We start from the raw sequence: 17,157 nt of genomic DNA, 5'->3' as shown, positions 1-17,157 counted from the left end.
GGACCCGGAGGGAATGCCCTCCGGGTCCCGTTCGTTCAGATGACAGAAAGTTCTATGTTCAACTAAAGTGAGCGCACAAGGAGGTCCGACCATGCCTGCAGTGACCGTCGAGAACCCGCTGACCCTGCCCCGAGTGGTGGCACCGGCCGACGCCGTGGCCCGCCCCGTGCTCGCCGTGACCACCGCGCCCAGCGGCTTCGAGGGCGAGGGCTTCCCGGTGCGCCGGGCCTTCGCGGGGATCGACTACAAGTACCTCGACCCGTTCATCATGATGGACCAGATGGGTGAGGTGGAGTATGCCGCCGGGGAGCCCAAGGGCACCCCCTGGCACCCGCACCGCGGCTTCGAGACGGTCACCTACCTGATCGACGGTACCTTCGTCCACCGGGACTCCAACGGGGGCGGCGGCACCATCCGCGGCGGCGACACCCAGTGGATGACGGCCGGCAGCGGCCTGCTGCACATCGAGGCGCCGCCGGAGGACCTCGTCCTGTCCGGTGGCCTTTTCCACGGCCTCCAGCTGTGGGTGAACCTGCCCGCCAGGGACAAGATGATGGACCCCCGCTACCAGGACATCCGCGGCGGCCAGGTCCAGCTGCTCACCTCCCCCGACGGAGGCGCGCTGCTCCGCGTCATCGCCGGTGAGCTGGACGGGCACGAGGGCCCCGGCATCACGCACACGCCGATCACGATGATCCACGCGACCGTGCGGCCCGGCGCCGAGGTGACGCTGCCCTGGCGCGCGGACTTCAACGGACTCGCGTACGTCCTCGCCGGCCGCGGCACGGTCGGGGCCGAGCGGCGCCCCGTGCACGTGGGGCAGACCGCCGTCCTCGGCGCCGGTTCCGCGCTGACCGTCCGCGCCGACGAGCGGCAGGACGCGCACGCCCCCGACCTGGAGGTCGTCCTGCTCGGCGGGCAGCCGATCTGCGAGCCCATGGCGCACTACGGGCCGTTCGTGATGAACAGCCAGGCCGAACTCCAGCAGGCCTTCGAGGACTTCCAGAAGGGACTCCTCGGCAAGGTCCCGGCCGTGCACGGCATGTAGCCGTACCTGACCCGCACGGCATGTAGCCGTACATGACGTGCGCGGCGCCCGGCCCCGTGCTCGGGTAGGAGGGGTGGACACCCTCCTGCCCGAGCCCGCCCGTCGCGCCGCCGCCTGGTGCGGCGTCGTCCTCCTGGTCACCGGCGTGGCCGCCGTGGGGGTCTGGCTCTGCGTCACCCTCAAGACGGCCGTCACCCCGGTCCTGCTCGCCCTGCTCGGCACCGCGCTCCTCGGTCCGCTGTACCGGCGCCTGCTCAGGATGCGGGTGCAGCGCTCCCTCGCCGCCGGGCTGACCTGCGCGGCCGTCGTCGCCGTCGTGGGCGGGGCGACGTACATCGTGGTCAAGGCGCTGATCGACAGCGGCGACCAGATCATCGCCTCCCTCAAGCAGGCCGCGACCGACCTGTCGAAGTACTTCGGCGCGGCCGGCACCTCGCTCGACGACATGGCGTCCAACGCCAAGGAGCTGTTCGGCAAGTTCGGCGGCACGGCGGCGTCCGGGGTGATCAGCGGACTCAGCACCGTCGGCGAGATGATGGCGATGGCCGTCCTCGCGCTGCTGCTCGTCTTCTTCTTCCTGCGCGACTCCGGCCGCGCGTTGGGCGCGCTGCGCTCACTCGCCCCCGGCGACAGCGCCGACACCGCCGAGGTCATGGCGCGGCGCGCCTTCGAGGCCATCGAGGGCTTCATGCGCGGCACGACGATCATCGCGTTCATCGACGCCCTGTGCATCACTGTCGGACTGCTGGTCCTGCGCGTCCCGGGCGCCCTCGGGCTCGGCGCGCTCGTCTTCGTCGGCGCCTACATCCCCTACCTCGGCGCCTTCCTGTCCGGCGCGGTGGCGATCCTGGTCGCCCTCGCCGACCGGGGCTTCGCCATCGCGCTCTGGGCGCTCGGCGTGGTCCTGGCCGTACAGGTCCTGGAAGGGCACATCCTCCAGCCGATGATCCAGAGCCGTACCGTGCAGATGCACCCGGCGGTGGTCATGCTGGCGATCACGGCGGGCGCGTCGGTGGCCGGAATCCTCGGGATGCTGCTCGCGGTGCCGCTGACGGCAGCGGCCTTCGGCGTCCTGTCGGAACTGCGCTCCCGCTACTCCGGTGCGGCTCAGCACCCCGAGTAGCGCCCCGAAGGGGCGCGGGGAACCGCGCGCCGAGCCCCCGACGACCCGCACGTCGTCGATGCCCCGCCACTGCCCCGGTACTCAGTCCTCCGCGTCACCGCCGGCGGCATTCGCGTCCTCGTAGAGCTCGAACCAGATGCTCTTGCCGTCCCCGCGCGGGTCCACGCCCCACGCCCCGGCGAGCAGCTCCATCAGGACCAGGCCGCGCCCCGACGAGGCCATCTCGCCCGGCCGGCGCTTGTGCGGCAGGTCGTCGCTGCCGTCCGCGACCTCGGCCCGCAGCCGGCGCGCGCCGGGCTCGCCGGTGACCTCGGCGACCAGGAGGGCGTCCCCGTCCGTGTGCACCAGGACGTTCGTCAGCATCTCCGAGACCATCAGGACCGCCGAGTCGACCTGCTCGTCGTCCGCCCAGTCGTGCAGCAGGTCCCGCAGGTGCCTGCGGGCGCCCGCGACGCGCTCCGGTTCGGCCTGCGCGACGGTGAGGACGGTGCGACGGGCGTCCGTGCGCTGCTCGGGGCGCCCGGTGCGGCTCAGCAGCAGGACGGCGACGTCGTCCTCGCGGCGGTCGGCGAGCGGTCCCGTGGTGTAGTGCGAGGCGGGCCCGTGCACGGCCTGTACGAGCCGGTCGGCGAGGAGTTCCAGGCCGTCCTGTTCGTCCTCGCCCAGGTACCCCTCCAGGATCGACCGGATACGGGACCAGCCGCTGTCCAGGTCGTGGCCGCCGGTCTCGATCAGACCGTCCGTGCAGATCAGCATGGTCTCACCGGGTTCCAGGACCAGGCGCGTCGTCGGATAGTCCGCGTCCGGGTCGATGCCCAGCGGCAGACCGCCCGCCGTGGGCCTGAGCAGAACCGTTCCGTCACTCATGCGTATCGCCGGTTCGGGATGGCCGGCGCGGGCGATCTCCAGGACGCCGGTCGCCGGGTCGGCCTCCACGTACAGGCAGGTCGCGAAGCGCGGGTCGTACACCGTGGACTCGTCGGCGCCGTGGCCGCTGGAGCCGTACGTGATCGACTCGGTGATCCCCGACAGGAACCGGGTGGCCCGCGACAGGACCGCGTCCGGGCGGTGCCCCTCGGAGGCGTACGCGCGCAGGGCGATCCGCAGCTGCCCCATCAGGCCCGCCGCGCGCACGTCGTGCCCCTGTACGTCGCCGATGACGAAGGCGATCCGGCCGCTGGGCAGCTGGATCATGTCGTACCAGTCGCCGCCGACCTGGAGCCCGCCGCCGGTCGGCACATAGCGGGCCGCCACGCTCATCCCCGGGATCCGCGGCCCGAGCATCGGCAGCATGGAGCGCTGCAGGCCCTCCGTCAGCTCCCGCTCGGACTCGGCGACCCCGGCCCGCGACAGCGCCTGCGCCAGCATCCTGGCGACCGTCGTCAGGACGGAACGCTCGTCGGGCGTGAAGGACACCGGATACGCGAAGGCCGCCATCCACGCGCCCATCGTGCGGCCCGCCACCGTCAGCGGCAAAAACGCCCACGACTGCCGTTCGAAGCGCTGGGCGAGCGGCCAGGCCGCCGGATAGCGGCGGCGGTAGTCCTCGGGCGAGGAGAGGTAGACGGCACGGCCGGTGCGCACCACCTCGGCGGCCGGGTAGTCGGTGTCCAGCGGCATCGCCGAGAAGGGCCCGTCGTCCCCGGGCTGGTGGCCGTGGTGCCCGATGATCGAGAGCCGGTCGCCCGCCACCCCGAAGACCGCGAGCCCGTCGGGCGAGAACCCCGGCATGGACAGGCCCGCCGCGACCCGCAGCACCTCCTCCGTGGAGCGCGCCTCGGCCAGCGCCCGGCCCGCGTCGAGCAGGAACGCCTCCCGGGAGCGGCGCCAGTCGCCCGTGACGGGCGTGCGGGCGGCGGTGCCGGGCGCGGGCTCGGTCACCTCCTGGAGGGTGCCGATCAGCTCGTACGCCTCGGTCGCGTCGTGCAGCACGGGCTTGGAGCGGCTGCGTACGGTGCGCAGGACGCGCCGTCCCGTGTCGTCCATGATCCGCAGCCGGGCCTCGGCGAGGGTGCCCTCGGCGACGGCGAGCTGCACCGTTCCGTAGATCTCGTTCCAGTCGACCGGGTGGAAGCGGGAGCGCACCGCCGCCTCCGTCAGGGTCTGCGGGCGGGCGGGCAGGCCGAGCAGCCGGGCGGCCTCGGCGTCGAGCGTGACGGTCCCGGACGCGTTGTCCCAGCGCCACAGGCCGGTCGCGATGGCGGCAAGGACGTCCCGTACGGGAGGCAGGGAGTCGTTCCCCGCCTGCGAGAGGGGATCGTCGGTGCGCATTGACCCACTTTAGGAAGATGGAGGGGAAAGCCGCCACCGAGCCCGGTTCCGGGAACGGGCCCTTTCCCGGCCCGGAAGGGGTCCGGGGGGAGCCCGGAAGGGCGGCCACCGGCGGATATCCGGAAACCGATCTTCGCCCGGGCGGTAGCCTGGGGAGCGTCTGCTCTCTCCCCTATTCGCGAAGACTGGATGAACGACGATGCATCGGTACAGGTCCCACACCTGCGGCGAGCTCCGCGCCTCTGACGTCGGCACCGACGTCCGGCTCAGCGGCTGGCTGCACAATCGCCGAGACCTGGGCGGCATTCTGTTCATCGATGTCCGCGACCACTACGGCATCACGCAGCTGGTGGCCCGTCCGGGCACCGCGGCGGCCGAGGTCCTGGACAAGCTGTCCAAGGAGACGGTCGTCCGCGTCGACGGCAAGGTCGTCTCGCGCGGCGCCGACAACGTCAACCCCGAGCTGCCCACCGGCGAGATCGAGATCGAGGCCGCCGAGGTCGAGGTGCTCGGCGCCGCCGGCCCGCTGCCCTTCACGATCAACGCCGAGGACGGCGTGAACGAGGAGCGGCGCCTGGAGTACCGCTTCCTGGACCTGCGCCGCGAGCGCATGCACCGCAACATCATGCTGCGCAGCGCCGTGATCGCCGCGATCCGCTCGAAGATGGTGGCCCTCGGCTTCAACGAGATGGCGACGCCGATCCTCACCGCGACCTCCCCCGAGGGCGCCCGCGACTTCGTCGTCCCCTCCCGCCTGAACCCCGGCAAGTTCTACGCCCTGCCGCAGGCCCCGCAGCAGTTCAAGCAGCTGCTGATGATCTCGGGCTTCGACCGCTACTTCCAGATCGCGCCCTGCTTCCGCGACGAGGACGCGCGCGCGGACCGCTCGCCGGGCGAGTTCTACCAGCTCGACGTCGAGATGAGCTTCGTGGAGCAGGAGGACGTCTTCCAGCCCATCGAGAAGCTGATGACGGAGCTGTTCACGGAGTTCGGCGGCGGCCGCGAGGTCACCTCGCCCTTCCCGCGCATCCCGTTCCGCGAGTCGATGCTGAAGTACGGCAACGACAAGCCGGACCTGCGCGCCAAGCTCGAACTGCACGACATCACGGACATCTTCGCGGGCTCCGACTTCAAGGCCTTCGCGGGCAAGCACGTGCGCGCGCTGCCGGTGCCGGACACCGCCGGGCAGTCCCGCAAGTTCTTCGACGGCCTCGGTGACTACGCCGTCGAGCAGGGCGCCAAGGGCCTCGCCTGGGTGCGCGTCGCCGAGGACGGCTCGCTGAGCGGCCCGATCGCCAAGTTCCTGACCGAGGCGAACGTCGAGGAGCTGACCAAGCGGCTCGGCCTCGCCGCCGGGCACGCCGTCTTCTTCGGCGCGGGCGAGTTCGACGAGGTCTCCAAGATCATGTCGGCGGTGCGCGTCGAGGCCGCCAAGCGGGCCGGGCACTTCGAGGAGGGCGTCTTCCGCTTCTGCTGGATCGTCGACTTCCCGATGTACGAGAAGGACGAGGAGACCGGCAAGATCGACTTCTCCCACAACCCGTTCTCCATGCCCCAGGGCGGCATGAAGGACCTGGAGGAGAAGGACCCGCTGGACATCCTCGCCTGGCAGTACGACATCGTCTGCAACGGCATCGAGCTGTCCTCCGGCGCGATCCGCAACCACGAGCCCGAGGTCATGCTGAAGGCCTTCGAGATCGCGGGCTACGACGCGGAGACCGTCGAGCAGGAGTTCGCGGGCATGCTGCGCGCCTTCCGCCTCGGCGCCCCGCCGCACGGCGGCATCGCGCCCGGCGTCGACCGCATCGTCATGCTCCTCGCGGACGAGCCGAACATCCGCGAGACGATCGCCTTCCCGCTCAACGGCAACGCGCAGGACCTGATGATGGGCGCGCCCACCGAGCTGGACGAGTCGCGGCTGCGGGAGCTGAACATCTCGCTGCGCAAGCCCGCGGCGCAGTAGCGGCCGTAAAAGGCCCCCGGAACCATCGGTTCCGGGGGCCTTTTCCTGTTCTTCTTCGGGTCGTGAGAGTCCGCGTGCGCTGTCAGGCGGCGTGCGTGGGCGAGGAGTTGGCCTCGGCCTCGGCCCATTCGGTGACGAGCTGCTCGTACACCCGTCGCTCGTCGGGCCGCAACCGGCCGCCGGCGCCCAGCCACAGCGCACGGATCTCCTCGTTGACCTCGTCGGCGGTACGGCGCCGGTCGGGGGAGTGAGTCGTGGCCATGTCGTGAAGCTTACGTAGTCGAGTGTGAAGACGCCGTCAAATTAAGCCATCACCCCGCATGACTTAGCTCACCGTGAGCTGTGCGCAGCGCGCCGTCACTCTTTCGGGGACTTCATGAGTTCCACCGCCGTGCTGAAGCTGTCCGAGCCGTGGCCCGCGGCCACGACGCGGCGGAACAGGTCCTGGACCGCTTCCGGGAAGGCCGTGTCCACGCCCGCGTCGCGGGCCGTGTGGACGACGTGGTCCATGCTGGCCAGGCCCATCGAGGCGCGGTCCACGTCGCCGGCGTGGTTGCCCGCGTCGATGCGGGGGGCGTAGAAGTCGATGAAGTGGCCCATGCCGGCGAAGTTCTCCGCGGCGTAGGGCGCGATGTCCGAGGCCGTGAGGCCGTGGGCGGCGGCCACGGCCACGGCCTGCCAGTAGGCGATCATCGACGGCCAGAAGATGGCCATGTTCAGCTGGTACATGAGCGCGGCCAGGCCCGGGTCCTCGCCCCGGTGGTCCGTCTTGCCGGTGATCACTTCGAGGGCCGCGCGGTGTGCCTCGTACGCCTCGCGCGGGCCGCTGTAGAACGTCGAGGCGTCGGGGGTGCCGATCAGGGGCGGCGGGCACAGGACGCCGCCGGTCAGGTGCGTCCCGCCCAGGTCCGTCACCCAGCGGGCCCCCGCGCGGGCCTTCTCCGGGGTGTCCGAGCTGAGGTTCACCAGGGTGCGGCCCGCGACGGCCGCCTTGGCGGGTTCGAGGAGGGCGTACATCGCGTCGAAGTCGGTGAGGCTGAGGATCACCAACTCGTTGGCCGCCAGGGCGGCTTCCGCCGTCGGGGCCCACCGCGCGCCGCGGGCCACGAGCGCGTCGGCGCGGGACGCGGTGCGGTTCCAGAGGGTGACCTCGTAGCCGCGGTCGAGAAAGGCGGCGGCCATGGCCTGGCCCATGGGGCCGAGCCCGATGACGGTGACGGCGGGGGTGACGTGCTGTGACATGAGGGCCTCCGGCAGGGACAACCAGTTACTAGAACGAGCGCTCTATCCAGCGCCTGGACGAAACGTAGCACGGCTCTAGAACGAACGCTCTACTCAGAGCTGGATAAGGTGACGGGATGAGTCAGTACAGCGCGCCCCCCAGCACGCGTGAGCGGATCGTCGTGGTCGCCGCGCGGCTCATCCAGCGGCAGGGTTACGTCGGCACCGGCATCAAGCAGATCGCCACGGAGGCGGAGGCCACGCTCGGCTCCGTCTACCACTTCTTCCCGGGCGGCAAGGAGGCTGTTGCCGTCGCCGCCATCCAGCACGGGGAGAAGGAGTTCGGCCGGCTCCTCGAAGACGCGTTGAAGCGGGAGGACGATCCGGCCCTGGCCGTCGAGGCCTGCGCCGCCGACCTGGCGGTCGCGCTGCGGGAATCGGGCTGGACCGACGGCTGCCCCGTCACGGCCGCCGCCCTGGAGACCCTCGGCACCGACTCGCGGATCCAACAGGTGTGCGCGGACGCCCTGCGCGACTGGGAGCGTGTCGTCGCCCAGAAGCTGCTCGCGTCCGGCTTCACCACCGGGGACGCGGCCGAGGTCGCCACGACCGTCATCAGCACGCTGGAGGGGGCGGAGGTGACCGCCCAGGTCACGCGCAGCGAGGAGCCCCTGCGGGCCGCGGGCCGGCAACTGGCCCGGCTGCTGCGGACGTACGCCTGAGAGCACATGCGAAAGGGCCGGGACCGCACAGCGCGGTCCCGGCCCTCGGACGTACGTACGTCAGGCCTTCTTCGGCTCCTCCAGGCGGGGGAACAGCACCGCGCCCTTCGTCACCGTCGAGCCCGCGGGCAGCCGGCCCCACGCACCCGCGTCCTGGACCCGCTGGTCGGCCAGCGCGCCCAGCGAGGCCTCCGCGCCGAGGGACTCCCACAGCTTCTGGGACGTCTCCGGCATGACCGGGTTCAGCAGGACCGCGACGGCGCGCAGCGCCTCGGCGGCCGTGTAGAGGATGGTCGCCAGGCGGGCGCGGCCCTGCGCCGACTCGTCCTTGGCCACCTTCCACGGCTCCTGCTCCGTGATGTAGCCGTTGACCTGCTTGACGAAGGCGAAGATGGCGAGGATGCCGGCCTGGAAGTCCAGCTCCTCACCGATCGCGCGGTCGGCGTCCGCGACGGCCTTCGCCAAGCCGTCCTCGACCGCCTTCTCGGCCTCGCCCGCCGCCGTGGCCTCGGGCAGCTCGCCGCCGAAGTACTTGCCGACCATGGCCGCGACGCGGGAGGCGAGGTTGCCGTAGTCGTTCGCCAGCTCGCTGGTGTAACGGGCGGTGAAGTCCTCCCAGGAGAAGGAGCCGTCGCTGCCGAAGGCGATGGCGCGCAGGAAGTACCAGCGGTACGCGTCCACGCCGAAGTGCGAGGTCAGGTCCTGCGGCTTGATGCCCGTCAGGTTCGACTTCGACATCTTCTCGCCGCCGACCATCAGCCAGCCGTTGGCGGCGATCCTGCCCGGCACCGGCAGGCCCTGCGCCATCAGCATGGCGGGCCAGATCACCGCGTGGAAGCGCAGGATGTCCTTGCCGACCAGGTGGACGTCGGCCGGGAAGGTGGCGTCGAACTTCTCCTGGTTGGCGCCGTAGCCGACGGCCGTGGCGTAGTTGAGGAGCGCGTCGACCCACACGTAGATGACGTGCTTGTCGTCCCACGGGACCTTGACGCCCCAGTCGAACGTCGAGCGCGAGATGGAGAGGTCCTGCAGGCCCTGCCGGACGAAGTTCACGACCTCGTTGCGCGCGGACTCCGGCTGGATGAAGCCGGGGTTCGCCTCGTAGAGGGCGAGGAGCTTGTCGCCGTACTCGCTGAGCTTGAAGAAGTAGTTCTCCTCCTTGACCAGCTCCACCGGCTTCTTGTGGATGGGACAGAGCTTCTGCCCCGCGAACTCGCCGCCCGCTTCGCCGTCGATCAGGTCACCGGGGAGCTTGTACTCCTCGCAGCCCACGCAGTACGGGCCCTCGTACCCGCCCTTGTAGATCTCGCCCTTGTCGTAGAGATCCTGGACGAACTCCTGGACCCGGTCCGTGTGACGCTTCTCCGTGGTGCGGATGAAGTCGTCGTTGGCGATGTTCAGGTGCTCCCAGAGGGGCTTCCAGGCCTCGGTGACGAGCTTGTCGCACCACTCCTGGGGGGTGACGTCGTTCGCCTCGGCCGTGCGCATGATCTTCTGACCGTGCTCGTCCGTGCCGGTGAGGTACCACACCTTCTCGCCGCGCTGACGGTGCCAGCGCGTGAGCACGTCCCCTGCAACGGTCGTGTAGGCGTGGCCCAGGTGAGGAGCGTCGTTTACGTAGTAGATGGGGGTCGAGACGTAGAACGCCTTCGCGTTCTCGCCCGCTCCCTGCTTCTCGGATCCAGTGGCCGCCATGGTCGAAATCCTAACGGCCCCGCGAAGATCCACTCACCTCGGTTTCACTGGCCGGACCAGGGCGCCAGGACGCCAGCAGACCCTCGTACAGCTCCTTGTCCGTGAGCTCGCGGGGGGTGGGGCCCGCGTGGAAGAACGCGGCGTTGTCCGCCTTCATCCTGCGGAGGTAGTCGAAGGCCTTCGCGTCGTGCTCGCCGAAGGCGACGAACTGGAAGAAGAGGGGGTGCGCGGCGGCCTCCGCCAGGGCCTGGGTCGCCGGGCCCTTCGCGTCGGGGGCGCCGTCCGTCTGGAAGATCACCAGGGCGGGTTCGCCGGCGCGGTCCGACTTCTCGTGGTGCGACTCGTAGTGCGAGACGACCTCTTCGATCGCGCGGTGGTAACTGGTGCGGCCCATGTGGCCCGCGGCGGCGTGCAGCTCGTCGACGCGGCCCTCGTGCTCGGGGAGCGTGAGGGTGCCGGTGCCGTCGATGTCGGTGGAGAAGAAGACGACGTGGACGGTGGCCTCGGGGTCCGTGTGGGCGGCCAGCGCGAGGACCTGCTCGGCGAGGCTCTGCGCGGAGCCGTCCTTGTAGTACGGCCGCATGGACCCGGAACGGTCCAGCACGAGGTACACGGCCGCGCGCACCCCGTCCAGCCCCCGCTTCTTCAACACGCCCCCGGCGGCCTTGTACGCGGCAACCAACCCAGGAGCCACCCCCCGAACCCCGGCAACCCCCTTGCCGCCACCGCCAACCCCGGCCTTCTCGGCCCCGGACCCGGCTTCGGCCTTCCCCTTGCCCTCGGCCTTGACTCCGGACACGGCTGCGGGCTTGGCCTCCGCCTTGGCTGCGGGCTTCGCCTCGGACGCAGCCTCCGTCTTGGCTGCGGGCGCGGCCTGCCCCTTGGCCTCGCTCTTGGCTGCGGGCTTCACTTCGGGCTTGGCCTTGGCCTCAGGTTCAGCTGCGGGCTCGGCCTGCCTCTTGGCCTCGGTCTTGGCTGCGGGCTTCGTCTCGGACGTAGCCTCCGCCTTGGCCTTAGGTTCAGCTGCGGGCTCGGCCTGCCTCTTGGCCTCGGCCTTGGCTGCGGGCTTCGCCTCGGCCTTCGCCTTGTCCTCAGGCTTCGCCTGCACCTTGGCTTCGCGCTTCGCCTTGGCCCCGGGCTTCACCTCGGGTTCTTCGGGCTTGGGCTCGGTCTCGGCCTTGCCCTCCGCCTTGTCCTCAGGCTTCGCCTCAGGCTCGGCCTTGGCCTTGGCCTCGGGCTTCGTCTCGGTCTCGACCTTGGTCTTGGCCTTGGCCTTCGTCTCGGTCCCGGCCTTAGCTTCGGGCTTGCCCTCGGGCTGGACCTCTGGCTCCACCTCCGCCTTGCCCTCGGCCTTGGGCTCGGTCTCAGCCGCAGGCTGTGCGTCGGCCTTCGCCTCGGCCGCGCGCTCCGGGCCGTCCTCGGCGTTCGGCTCAGCCGCAGTGTCCTGGGCGGCAGCAGCCTTCGGGTCGGGCTCGGCCTTGGCTTCGGGCTTCGCCTTGTCGTCGGGCTTCGTCTTGGCCTTGGTCCCGGCCTTCGCTTCGGGCTTGCCCTCAGCCGTGGCCTCGGGCTGGGCCTCTGGGTTCGCCTCCACCTTGCCCTTGGCCTTGGCCGTGGGCTCGGTCTCAGCCGCAGGCTGCGCGTCGGCCTCCGCCTCTGCCTTCGGCTCGGCCTCCGCCTTCGCCTTGGCCGCGCGCTCCGGGGCATCCTCTGCCTTCGGCTCGGCCTCTGCCTCGGTCGCAGGCTCCTGGGCGGCGGCAGTCTTCGGCGAACCGTCAGCCGCAGGCTTCGTAGCGGCCTCCGACTTCGCCGTGGCCTCAGTTTCAGCCGCAGGCTGCGCGTCGGCCGTGGCCTTCGGCTCGGCGTCTGTCTCAGCCGCGCGCTCCGGGGTGGTTTCGGCCTTCGGCTCGGTGTCGGCCTCCGTCTTGGCCGTGCGCTCCTGGACAGTCTTCGCCTTCGGCTCGGCGTCTGTCTCGGCCGTGCGCTCCGGGGCGGTCTCCGCCTTCGGCTCGGTCGCAGGCTCCTGGGCGGTCTCGGGCTTCGGCTCGGTCGCGGGACCCTCGGCGGGGGGCGCGGGGTCCGGTTCAGGGTCCGGAGCCCGGCGCTTGACCTTGTCGAACGCCGCCGCGACCAGGTCACTCACCGTCGAGGCAGACGGTTCCGGACTCGGGGACGGAATCGTCGCCCGGGCGGGCGGCGTCGGTTCCGGTGACGGGCCGGGAAGCGAGACGACCTGCGAGGACTCCGCCCCCTCCGACCCCGGTTCAAGCGCTGCCGCAGACTCACGCGCCTCAGGAACGTTCCCCTTGCGTGACCGTCCGAACGCGTTCCGCAGGCGATCCAGAATGCCCATGTGCGCAACCCTTCGCGTGAGTTGATTCCCGAAATCCCTGGCCAGGGCGGACACGTAAGGTTAGCCGCCGCCCCTGGCGATCTTGGGCAGGGTCGCCGCTCGTCACCCGCCCGCGCCACCACGCGGCGGCCCGCACGCCAACTTCCTCCCGGGCGTCGCGGATTCACCGGCCGTTCACCCGCAGGCCGCCGCCGTGCCGGAACCCCCGCCTAGCCTCACGGCGGAAACAAGCCACGCCACGACGACGGAGGATCCGTGCCCAAGCTGCTGCCGATCATCACCTCGCATCAGGGGAGCGGCGGCCGTTCCGCCCTGACCTGCCGCTTCCGCTGCGGCGACGCCTGCTTCGGCGAGGTGCCCAACACCAGCGCGAACGAGTACGTGGGTGACGTCATCGCCGGTGCGCTCAGCCGCCGTTCGCTGATGCGCGCCGCCGCCGTCGTGACGGTCGCCACCGCCGCGGGCGGCGCGGTCATGGCGGGCCCCGGCGCGGGCGAGGCCGTCGCCGCCGTCCCCGGCACGGGGAAGGGTGCCAAGGGCAAGGGAGCGCGCGGACTGAGGTTCGCGCCCGTCGCGCCGAACACCACGGACGCCGTCACCGTCCCCGCCGGCTACCAGCAGAACGTCGTCATCCGCTGGGGCGAGCCCATCCTGCGCGGCGCGCCCGCCTTCGACGCGGACCGGCAGAGCGCCGCGGCGCAGGCCGGCCAGTTCGGGTACAACAACGACTTCCTGTCGCTGCTGCCGCTCAGGTCCGAGCACGGCCGGCAGGTCCTGGTCGCCAACCACGAGTACACCGACGAGATCCTGATGTTCAAGGGGTACGACCCCCAGAACCCCACCCGCGAGCAGGTGGAGATCGCGTGGGCGGCGCACGGCCTGTCCGTCGTCGTGGTGGAGGGCGAGCGCAGGAGCGGCAAGCTGCGCGCCGTCGGCCGCCACCACCTCAACCGCCGGCTCACCGCGACCAGCCGCTTCCGGCTCTCCGGGCCCGCCGCCGGCAGCGAACTGCTCCGTACGAAGGCCGACCCGCGCGGCACGACCGTCCTCGGCACGCTCAACAACTGCTCGGGCGGCACCACGCCGTGGGGCACCACGCTGCACGGCGAGGAGAACTTCAACCAGTACTTCGCCAACGCCGCGAAGGTGACGGACGCGACGGCCGCCGCCCGCCTGAAGCGGTACGGCGTCACGGGCGAGGCCTCGGAGCGCAAGTGGGAGCGGTTCGACGACCGCTTCGACCTGGCCAAGGAGCCCAACGAGGCGAACCGCTTCGGCTGGGTGGTGGAGCTGGACCCGTACGACCCGCACTCGACGCCCCGCAAGCGCACCGCGCTCGGCCGCTTCAAGCACGAGGCCGCGCAGCCGCGCCTGACGCGCGACGGGCGTCCGGTGGTCTACATGGGCGACGACGAGAAGTTCGACTACTTCTACAAGTTCGTCAGCAGCAAGCGCATGGCCAAGGGCGGCTCCCGCGCCGCGCACGAGCACAACCTCACGCTGCTGGACGAGGGCACCCTGTACGTGGCCAAGCTGACCGGTGACTCACCGGTCGAGGAGATCGACGGCAAGGGCACGCTCCCGCGGGACGGCGAGTTCGACGGCGGCGGCCGGTGGATCCCGCTGGCCACCGCCGGGCCCGGCGGGAATGCCGTCAGCCACGTCGAGGGCATGACGGCCGAGGAGGTGTACGTCTTCACGCGCCTCGCGGGCGACAAGGTCGGCGCCACCAAGATGGACCGGCCCGAGGACATCGAGCCGTCCCCGCACACCGGCAAGGTGTACGTGGCGCTCACCAACAACTCCGAGCGGGGCAAGCCGGGCAAGCCCGGCGCGGACGAGGCCAACCCGCGCAACCTGAACAAGCACGGCCAGATCCTGGAGCTGACCGAGCACCGCGACCGCGCCGACGCCACGACCTTCGGCTGGTCGCTGTTCCTGGTCGCCGGCGACCCGAACGACCCGGCGACGTACTTCGCGGGCTTCCCCAAGGAGCGGGTCTCGCCGATCTCCTGCCCGGACAACGTCGCCTTCGACTCGCACGGCAACCTGTGGATCTCCACGGACGGCAACCAACTGGGCTCGCACGACGGCCTGTTCGGGGTCGCCACGCGCGGGGACCGGCGCGGTGAGCTGAAGCAGTTCCTGACCATGCCGACCGGCGCCGAGACCTGTGGGCCGCTCGTGCAGGACCGGCGGGTCCTGGTCTCCGTCCAGCACCCGGGCGAGGTCGACGGGGCGTCCGTGGAGAAGCCCGCGAGCGCCTGGCCCGACGGCCCCGGCAAGATCGTCCGTCCGTCGGTCGTGTCGGTGTGGCGCGAGGACGGCCGCGACATCGGGGTGTGACCCCCAGGGGGGGCGGCGGTCCGGGAGAGAGGTGGGGGGTCACCGGCTGGCCGGGACCAGCGTCCCGCCGGTGGCCCCCCGCGGGTCACCGGCGCGCAGCAGCCACTCCGTGTAGGCGGGGGACTGCCGGGCCGCCTCCCAGTAGGCGGCCTCCAGCTCGCCGTAGACCGCGTCCAGTTCCTCCTCGGCGCGGGCCGCCACGAGGAGGCGTACGCCGAGCGGGTCGCCGAGGAGGGGCCGTACGGCCATCTCGGGGCGGCCCCGCGAGGTGGGCTGGCAGAGGGCGACGACCTCGCCGGTGGCGACGAGGGACGCGGCGGTGAGGTAGTCGCCGTGCAGGACGGGCGGTTTCAGGCCGGCCGCCGTCAGGACGCGGCGCAGGCCGTCCCACTCGCCGTCGACCGTGGGGTCGACCATCCAGCGGTCGTCCGCGAGGTCGCCGAGCCGTACGACGGGCCGCCCGGCCGCCGGATGGTCCGCGGCGAGGGAGACGAACTGCGGCTCGCGGTCGAGGAGCACCCGTCTTCGCAGCGCTTCCGGCATCCGCAGCGGGCTGCCCTCCACCTCGTGCACGAACGCCACGTCGAGCTGCGCCGCGTCGACCATGCGCAGCAGCGCGTTGGCGGAGACGTCCATCTGGAGCGAGATCTCGATGCCCGGCAGGCGGATCCGCAGCCGGCGCAGCCAGCCCGGTATGGCCCGGCTCGCGGTGGAGCCGATGCGCAGCCGGGGGCCGTCGGCGGTGCGGGCGGCGGCCGCCCTGGTCTCGCTGACCAGGGACCGCATCTCCGTGACGAGGGGCCGGGCCCGGCTCAGGACGATCCGGCCGAGCGGGGTCGGGCGGCAGCCGGTGCGCTCGCGGGCGAAGAGCTGGCCGCCGAGGGCGTTCTCGATGCGGCGCAGCTGGGTCGTCAGCGAGGGCTGGCTCATGCCGAGCTGGCGCGCCGCCTTGTGCAGACTGCCGGTGTCGGCGATGGCGCACAGCGCGCGGAGGTGCCTGACCTCGAGCTCCATGGTCGTTGAGCGTAGAGCCGCCGCGGCCGGCGCACCAGACACCCAAACCCCATGAGAACCAGCCGTTCTGGGCAGGCCGGGAGCGGGTGATAGCTCCGTGCTATCGCGAGTTGCCATCATTCCCACGCGCCCCGGGCTCCCCGAGACTCACAGCCACCGAAAAGTTCACCCTTCATCGACCCCCACGGTCGGTCGAACGAGTAGGGAGCCCCCCACCCATGAGCAAGCGTTACCTGTCCGTCGCGGCCGTCCTCGGCCTCACCGTCGCCGGACTCGGCGCCACCTCCGTCACCGCGTCCGCCGCCCCGGTGGCGCCCGGCGGGCACTCCGCCGCCCCGTCGTACACCCGGTACGCGGGGTCGGCGCAGGAGGCCAAGGCCAACAAGGCGTTCTTCGAGGCCGTCGTGAAGGCGGTCGCCGAGAAGCGCGCGGCGAACCCGGGCGCGACGTCCGTGACGGTCGTCTACGACGCCTCCCGGGCCCCCAGCTTCGCCCGGCAGATAGCCAGCTCGACGTCCATATGGAACTCGTCGGTGTCCAACGTGAAGCTCCAGCAGGGCAGTTCGGGCGCGAGCTTCAGCTACCGCGAGGGCAATGACTCGCGCGGCTCGTACGCGAGCACCGACGGGCACGGCCGGGGGTACATCTTCCTGGACTACGCGCAGAACCAGCAGTACAACTCGACGCGCGTGACCGCCCATGAGACCGGGCACGTGCTGGGCCTGCCGGACACGTACTCGGGTCCGTGCAGCCAGCTGATGTCCGGCGGCGGCCCCGGCCCGTCCTGCACGAACGCGCGGCCGGACGCCACGGAGCGCGCGAAGGTCGAGCGGCTGTGGGCCAACGGCCTGGCGAAGGCGCTGCAGAAGGTCCGCTAGCGCAGGGCCACGGAGCGGGCTGAGCGGCGGCTCAGCCCGCGATCCGCGGTCTGCCGGCCCCAGGCCCTGCTGGGGCTACCGGCTCTGCTGGTCCTGCTGGTCCTGCTGGCCGCTCTCGGGCCAGACGAGACCCTGCTCGGTCCAGATGACACCCTTGTTGCGGCAGAGGCAGAAGGGGTGGCCGACGGGGTCGGCGTAGACGCGGAAGCCGTAGCCGTTGGGCCCGACGCAGTCCCGCTTCAGGGTCGCGCCGAGGGCCAGGACGCGGCGCTGTTCGGCCTCGATGTCGTCGACCTCGAAGTCGAGGTGGAACTGCTTGGGGTGGTCGCTGTCGGGCCACTGCGGGGCGCGGTAGTCGGCCACCGGCCAGAAGGCCAGCTCGATCTCGCCGAACGTGATGCCGGCCCAGTTCTCGTCGCTGCCTTCCTTGACCGGGAGCCCCACCATCTCGGAGTAGAAGGCCGCCAGCTCCATCGTGTCGGGGCAGTCGATGATGAAGTCCGTCAGTCGTAGCATCCCGCGATCC

The 17,157-nt window shown here is 71.4% G+C and carries 13 protein-coding genes; 6 read left to right on the top strand and 7 right to left on the bottom strand.

The window, feature by feature from the left end; genetic code table 11:
- Positions 1 to 91 precede the first annotated feature (91 nt).
- Both ACZ5GP_RS13650 and ACZ5GP_RS13645 read left to right on the top strand, forming a co-directional pair.
- The gene (locus ACZ5GP_RS13650; protein WP_468751021.1) at positions 92 to 1,048 is read left to right on the top strand and encodes a pirin family protein; all 957 of its coding nucleotides are present in this window, start codon (positions 92 to 94) and stop codon (positions 1,046 to 1,048) included.
- A gap of 73 nt (positions 1,049 to 1,121) precedes the next feature.
- Positions 1,122 to 2,171, top strand: a complete 1,050-nt coding sequence (locus ACZ5GP_RS13645; RefSeq protein ID WP_468751020.1) for an AI-2E family transporter — start codon at positions 1,122 to 1,124, stop codon at positions 2,169 to 2,171.
- An 81-nt stretch (positions 2,172 to 2,252) separates the two neighbouring features.
- Here the strand turns inward: ACZ5GP_RS13645 and ACZ5GP_RS13640 are convergent, their stop codons facing one another.
- On the bottom strand, positions 2,253 to 4,442 hold the full coding sequence (locus tag ACZ5GP_RS13640; RefSeq protein ID WP_468751019.1) for an ATP-binding SpoIIE family protein phosphatase: 2,190 nt from the start codon (positions 4,440 to 4,442) through the stop codon (positions 2,253 to 2,255).
- A 199-nt stretch (positions 4,443 to 4,641) separates the two neighbouring features.
- Here ACZ5GP_RS13640 and aspS point away from each other — a divergent pair, with 199 nt between their 5' ends.
- Complete coding sequence (aspS, locus tag ACZ5GP_RS13635; protein ID WP_468751018.1) at positions 4,642 to 6,405, top strand: aspartate--tRNA ligase; 1,764 nt, start codon at positions 4,642 to 4,644, stop codon at positions 6,403 to 6,405.
- An 82-nt stretch (positions 6,406 to 6,487) separates the two neighbouring features.
- Here the strand turns inward: aspS and ACZ5GP_RS13630 are convergent, their stop codons facing one another.
- Together ACZ5GP_RS13630 and ACZ5GP_RS13625 are read right to left on the bottom strand one after the other, a co-directional pair.
- On the bottom strand, positions 6,488 to 6,667 hold the full coding sequence (locus ACZ5GP_RS13630; RefSeq protein WP_468751017.1) for a hypothetical protein: 180 nt from the start codon (positions 6,665 to 6,667) through the stop codon (positions 6,488 to 6,490).
- 95 nt (positions 6,668 to 6,762) lie between these two features.
- Positions 6,763 to 7,647: an NAD(P)-dependent oxidoreductase gene (locus tag ACZ5GP_RS13625; RefSeq protein ID WP_468751016.1), complete on the bottom strand. Its 885-nt coding sequence runs from the start codon at positions 7,645 to 7,647 to the stop codon at positions 6,763 to 6,765.
- A 116-nt stretch (positions 7,648 to 7,763) separates the two neighbouring features.
- Here ACZ5GP_RS13625 and ACZ5GP_RS13620 point away from each other — a divergent pair, with 116 nt between their 5' ends.
- Positions 7,764 to 8,348: a TetR/AcrR family transcriptional regulator gene (locus tag ACZ5GP_RS13620; RefSeq protein WP_468751015.1), complete on the top strand. Its 585-nt coding sequence runs from the start codon at positions 7,764 to 7,766 to the stop codon at positions 8,346 to 8,348.
- A 60-nt stretch (positions 8,349 to 8,408) separates the two neighbouring features.
- Here ACZ5GP_RS13620 and metG read toward each other — a convergent pair whose 3' ends face one another.
- Positions 8,409 to 10,043, bottom strand: coding sequence for a methionine--tRNA ligase (gene metG / locus ACZ5GP_RS13615; protein ID WP_468751014.1), 1,635 nt, complete (start codon positions 10,041 to 10,043; stop codon positions 8,409 to 8,411).
- Positions 10,044 to 10,053: 10 nt separating this feature from the next.
- A complete protein-coding gene (locus ACZ5GP_RS13610; RefSeq protein ID WP_468751013.1) occupies positions 10,054 to 12,183 on the bottom strand; it encodes a VWA domain-containing protein in 2,130 nt (709 codons plus the stop codon).
- 465 nt (positions 12,184 to 12,648) lie between these two features.
- Here ACZ5GP_RS13610 and ACZ5GP_RS13605 point away from each other — a divergent pair, with 465 nt between their 5' ends.
- A complete protein-coding gene (locus ACZ5GP_RS13605) occupies positions 12,649 to 14,739 on the top strand; it encodes a PhoX family protein (RefSeq protein WP_468751012.1) in 2,091 nt (696 codons plus the stop codon).
- A 39-nt stretch (positions 14,740 to 14,778) separates the two neighbouring features.
- On the opposite strand, the gene ACZ5GP_RS13600 is transcribed toward ACZ5GP_RS13605, so the two are convergent.
- Complete coding sequence (locus ACZ5GP_RS13600; RefSeq protein WP_468751011.1) at positions 14,779 to 15,753, bottom strand: LysR family transcriptional regulator; 975 nt, start codon at positions 15,751 to 15,753, stop codon at positions 14,779 to 14,781.
- A 218-nt stretch (positions 15,754 to 15,971) separates the two neighbouring features.
- Here ACZ5GP_RS13600 and snpA point away from each other — a divergent pair, with 218 nt between their 5' ends.
- Entirely contained in the window at positions 15,972 to 16,631 is a 660-nt protein-coding gene (gene snpA, locus ACZ5GP_RS13595) for a snapalysin (protein ID WP_468751010.1), read from the top strand.
- Between the two features lie 75 nt (positions 16,632 to 16,706).
- Here the strand turns inward: snpA and ACZ5GP_RS13590 are convergent, their stop codons facing one another.
- A complete protein-coding gene (locus ACZ5GP_RS13590) occupies positions 16,707 to 17,147 on the bottom strand; it encodes a VOC family protein (RefSeq protein ID WP_468751009.1) in 441 nt (146 codons plus the stop codon).
- Between the last annotated feature and the right edge of the window lie 10 nt (positions 17,148 to 17,157).

The organism is Streptomyces sp. NPDC031466, from assembly GCF_055581265.1.
This window is presented reverse-complemented; position numbering and strand designations above follow the sequence as displayed.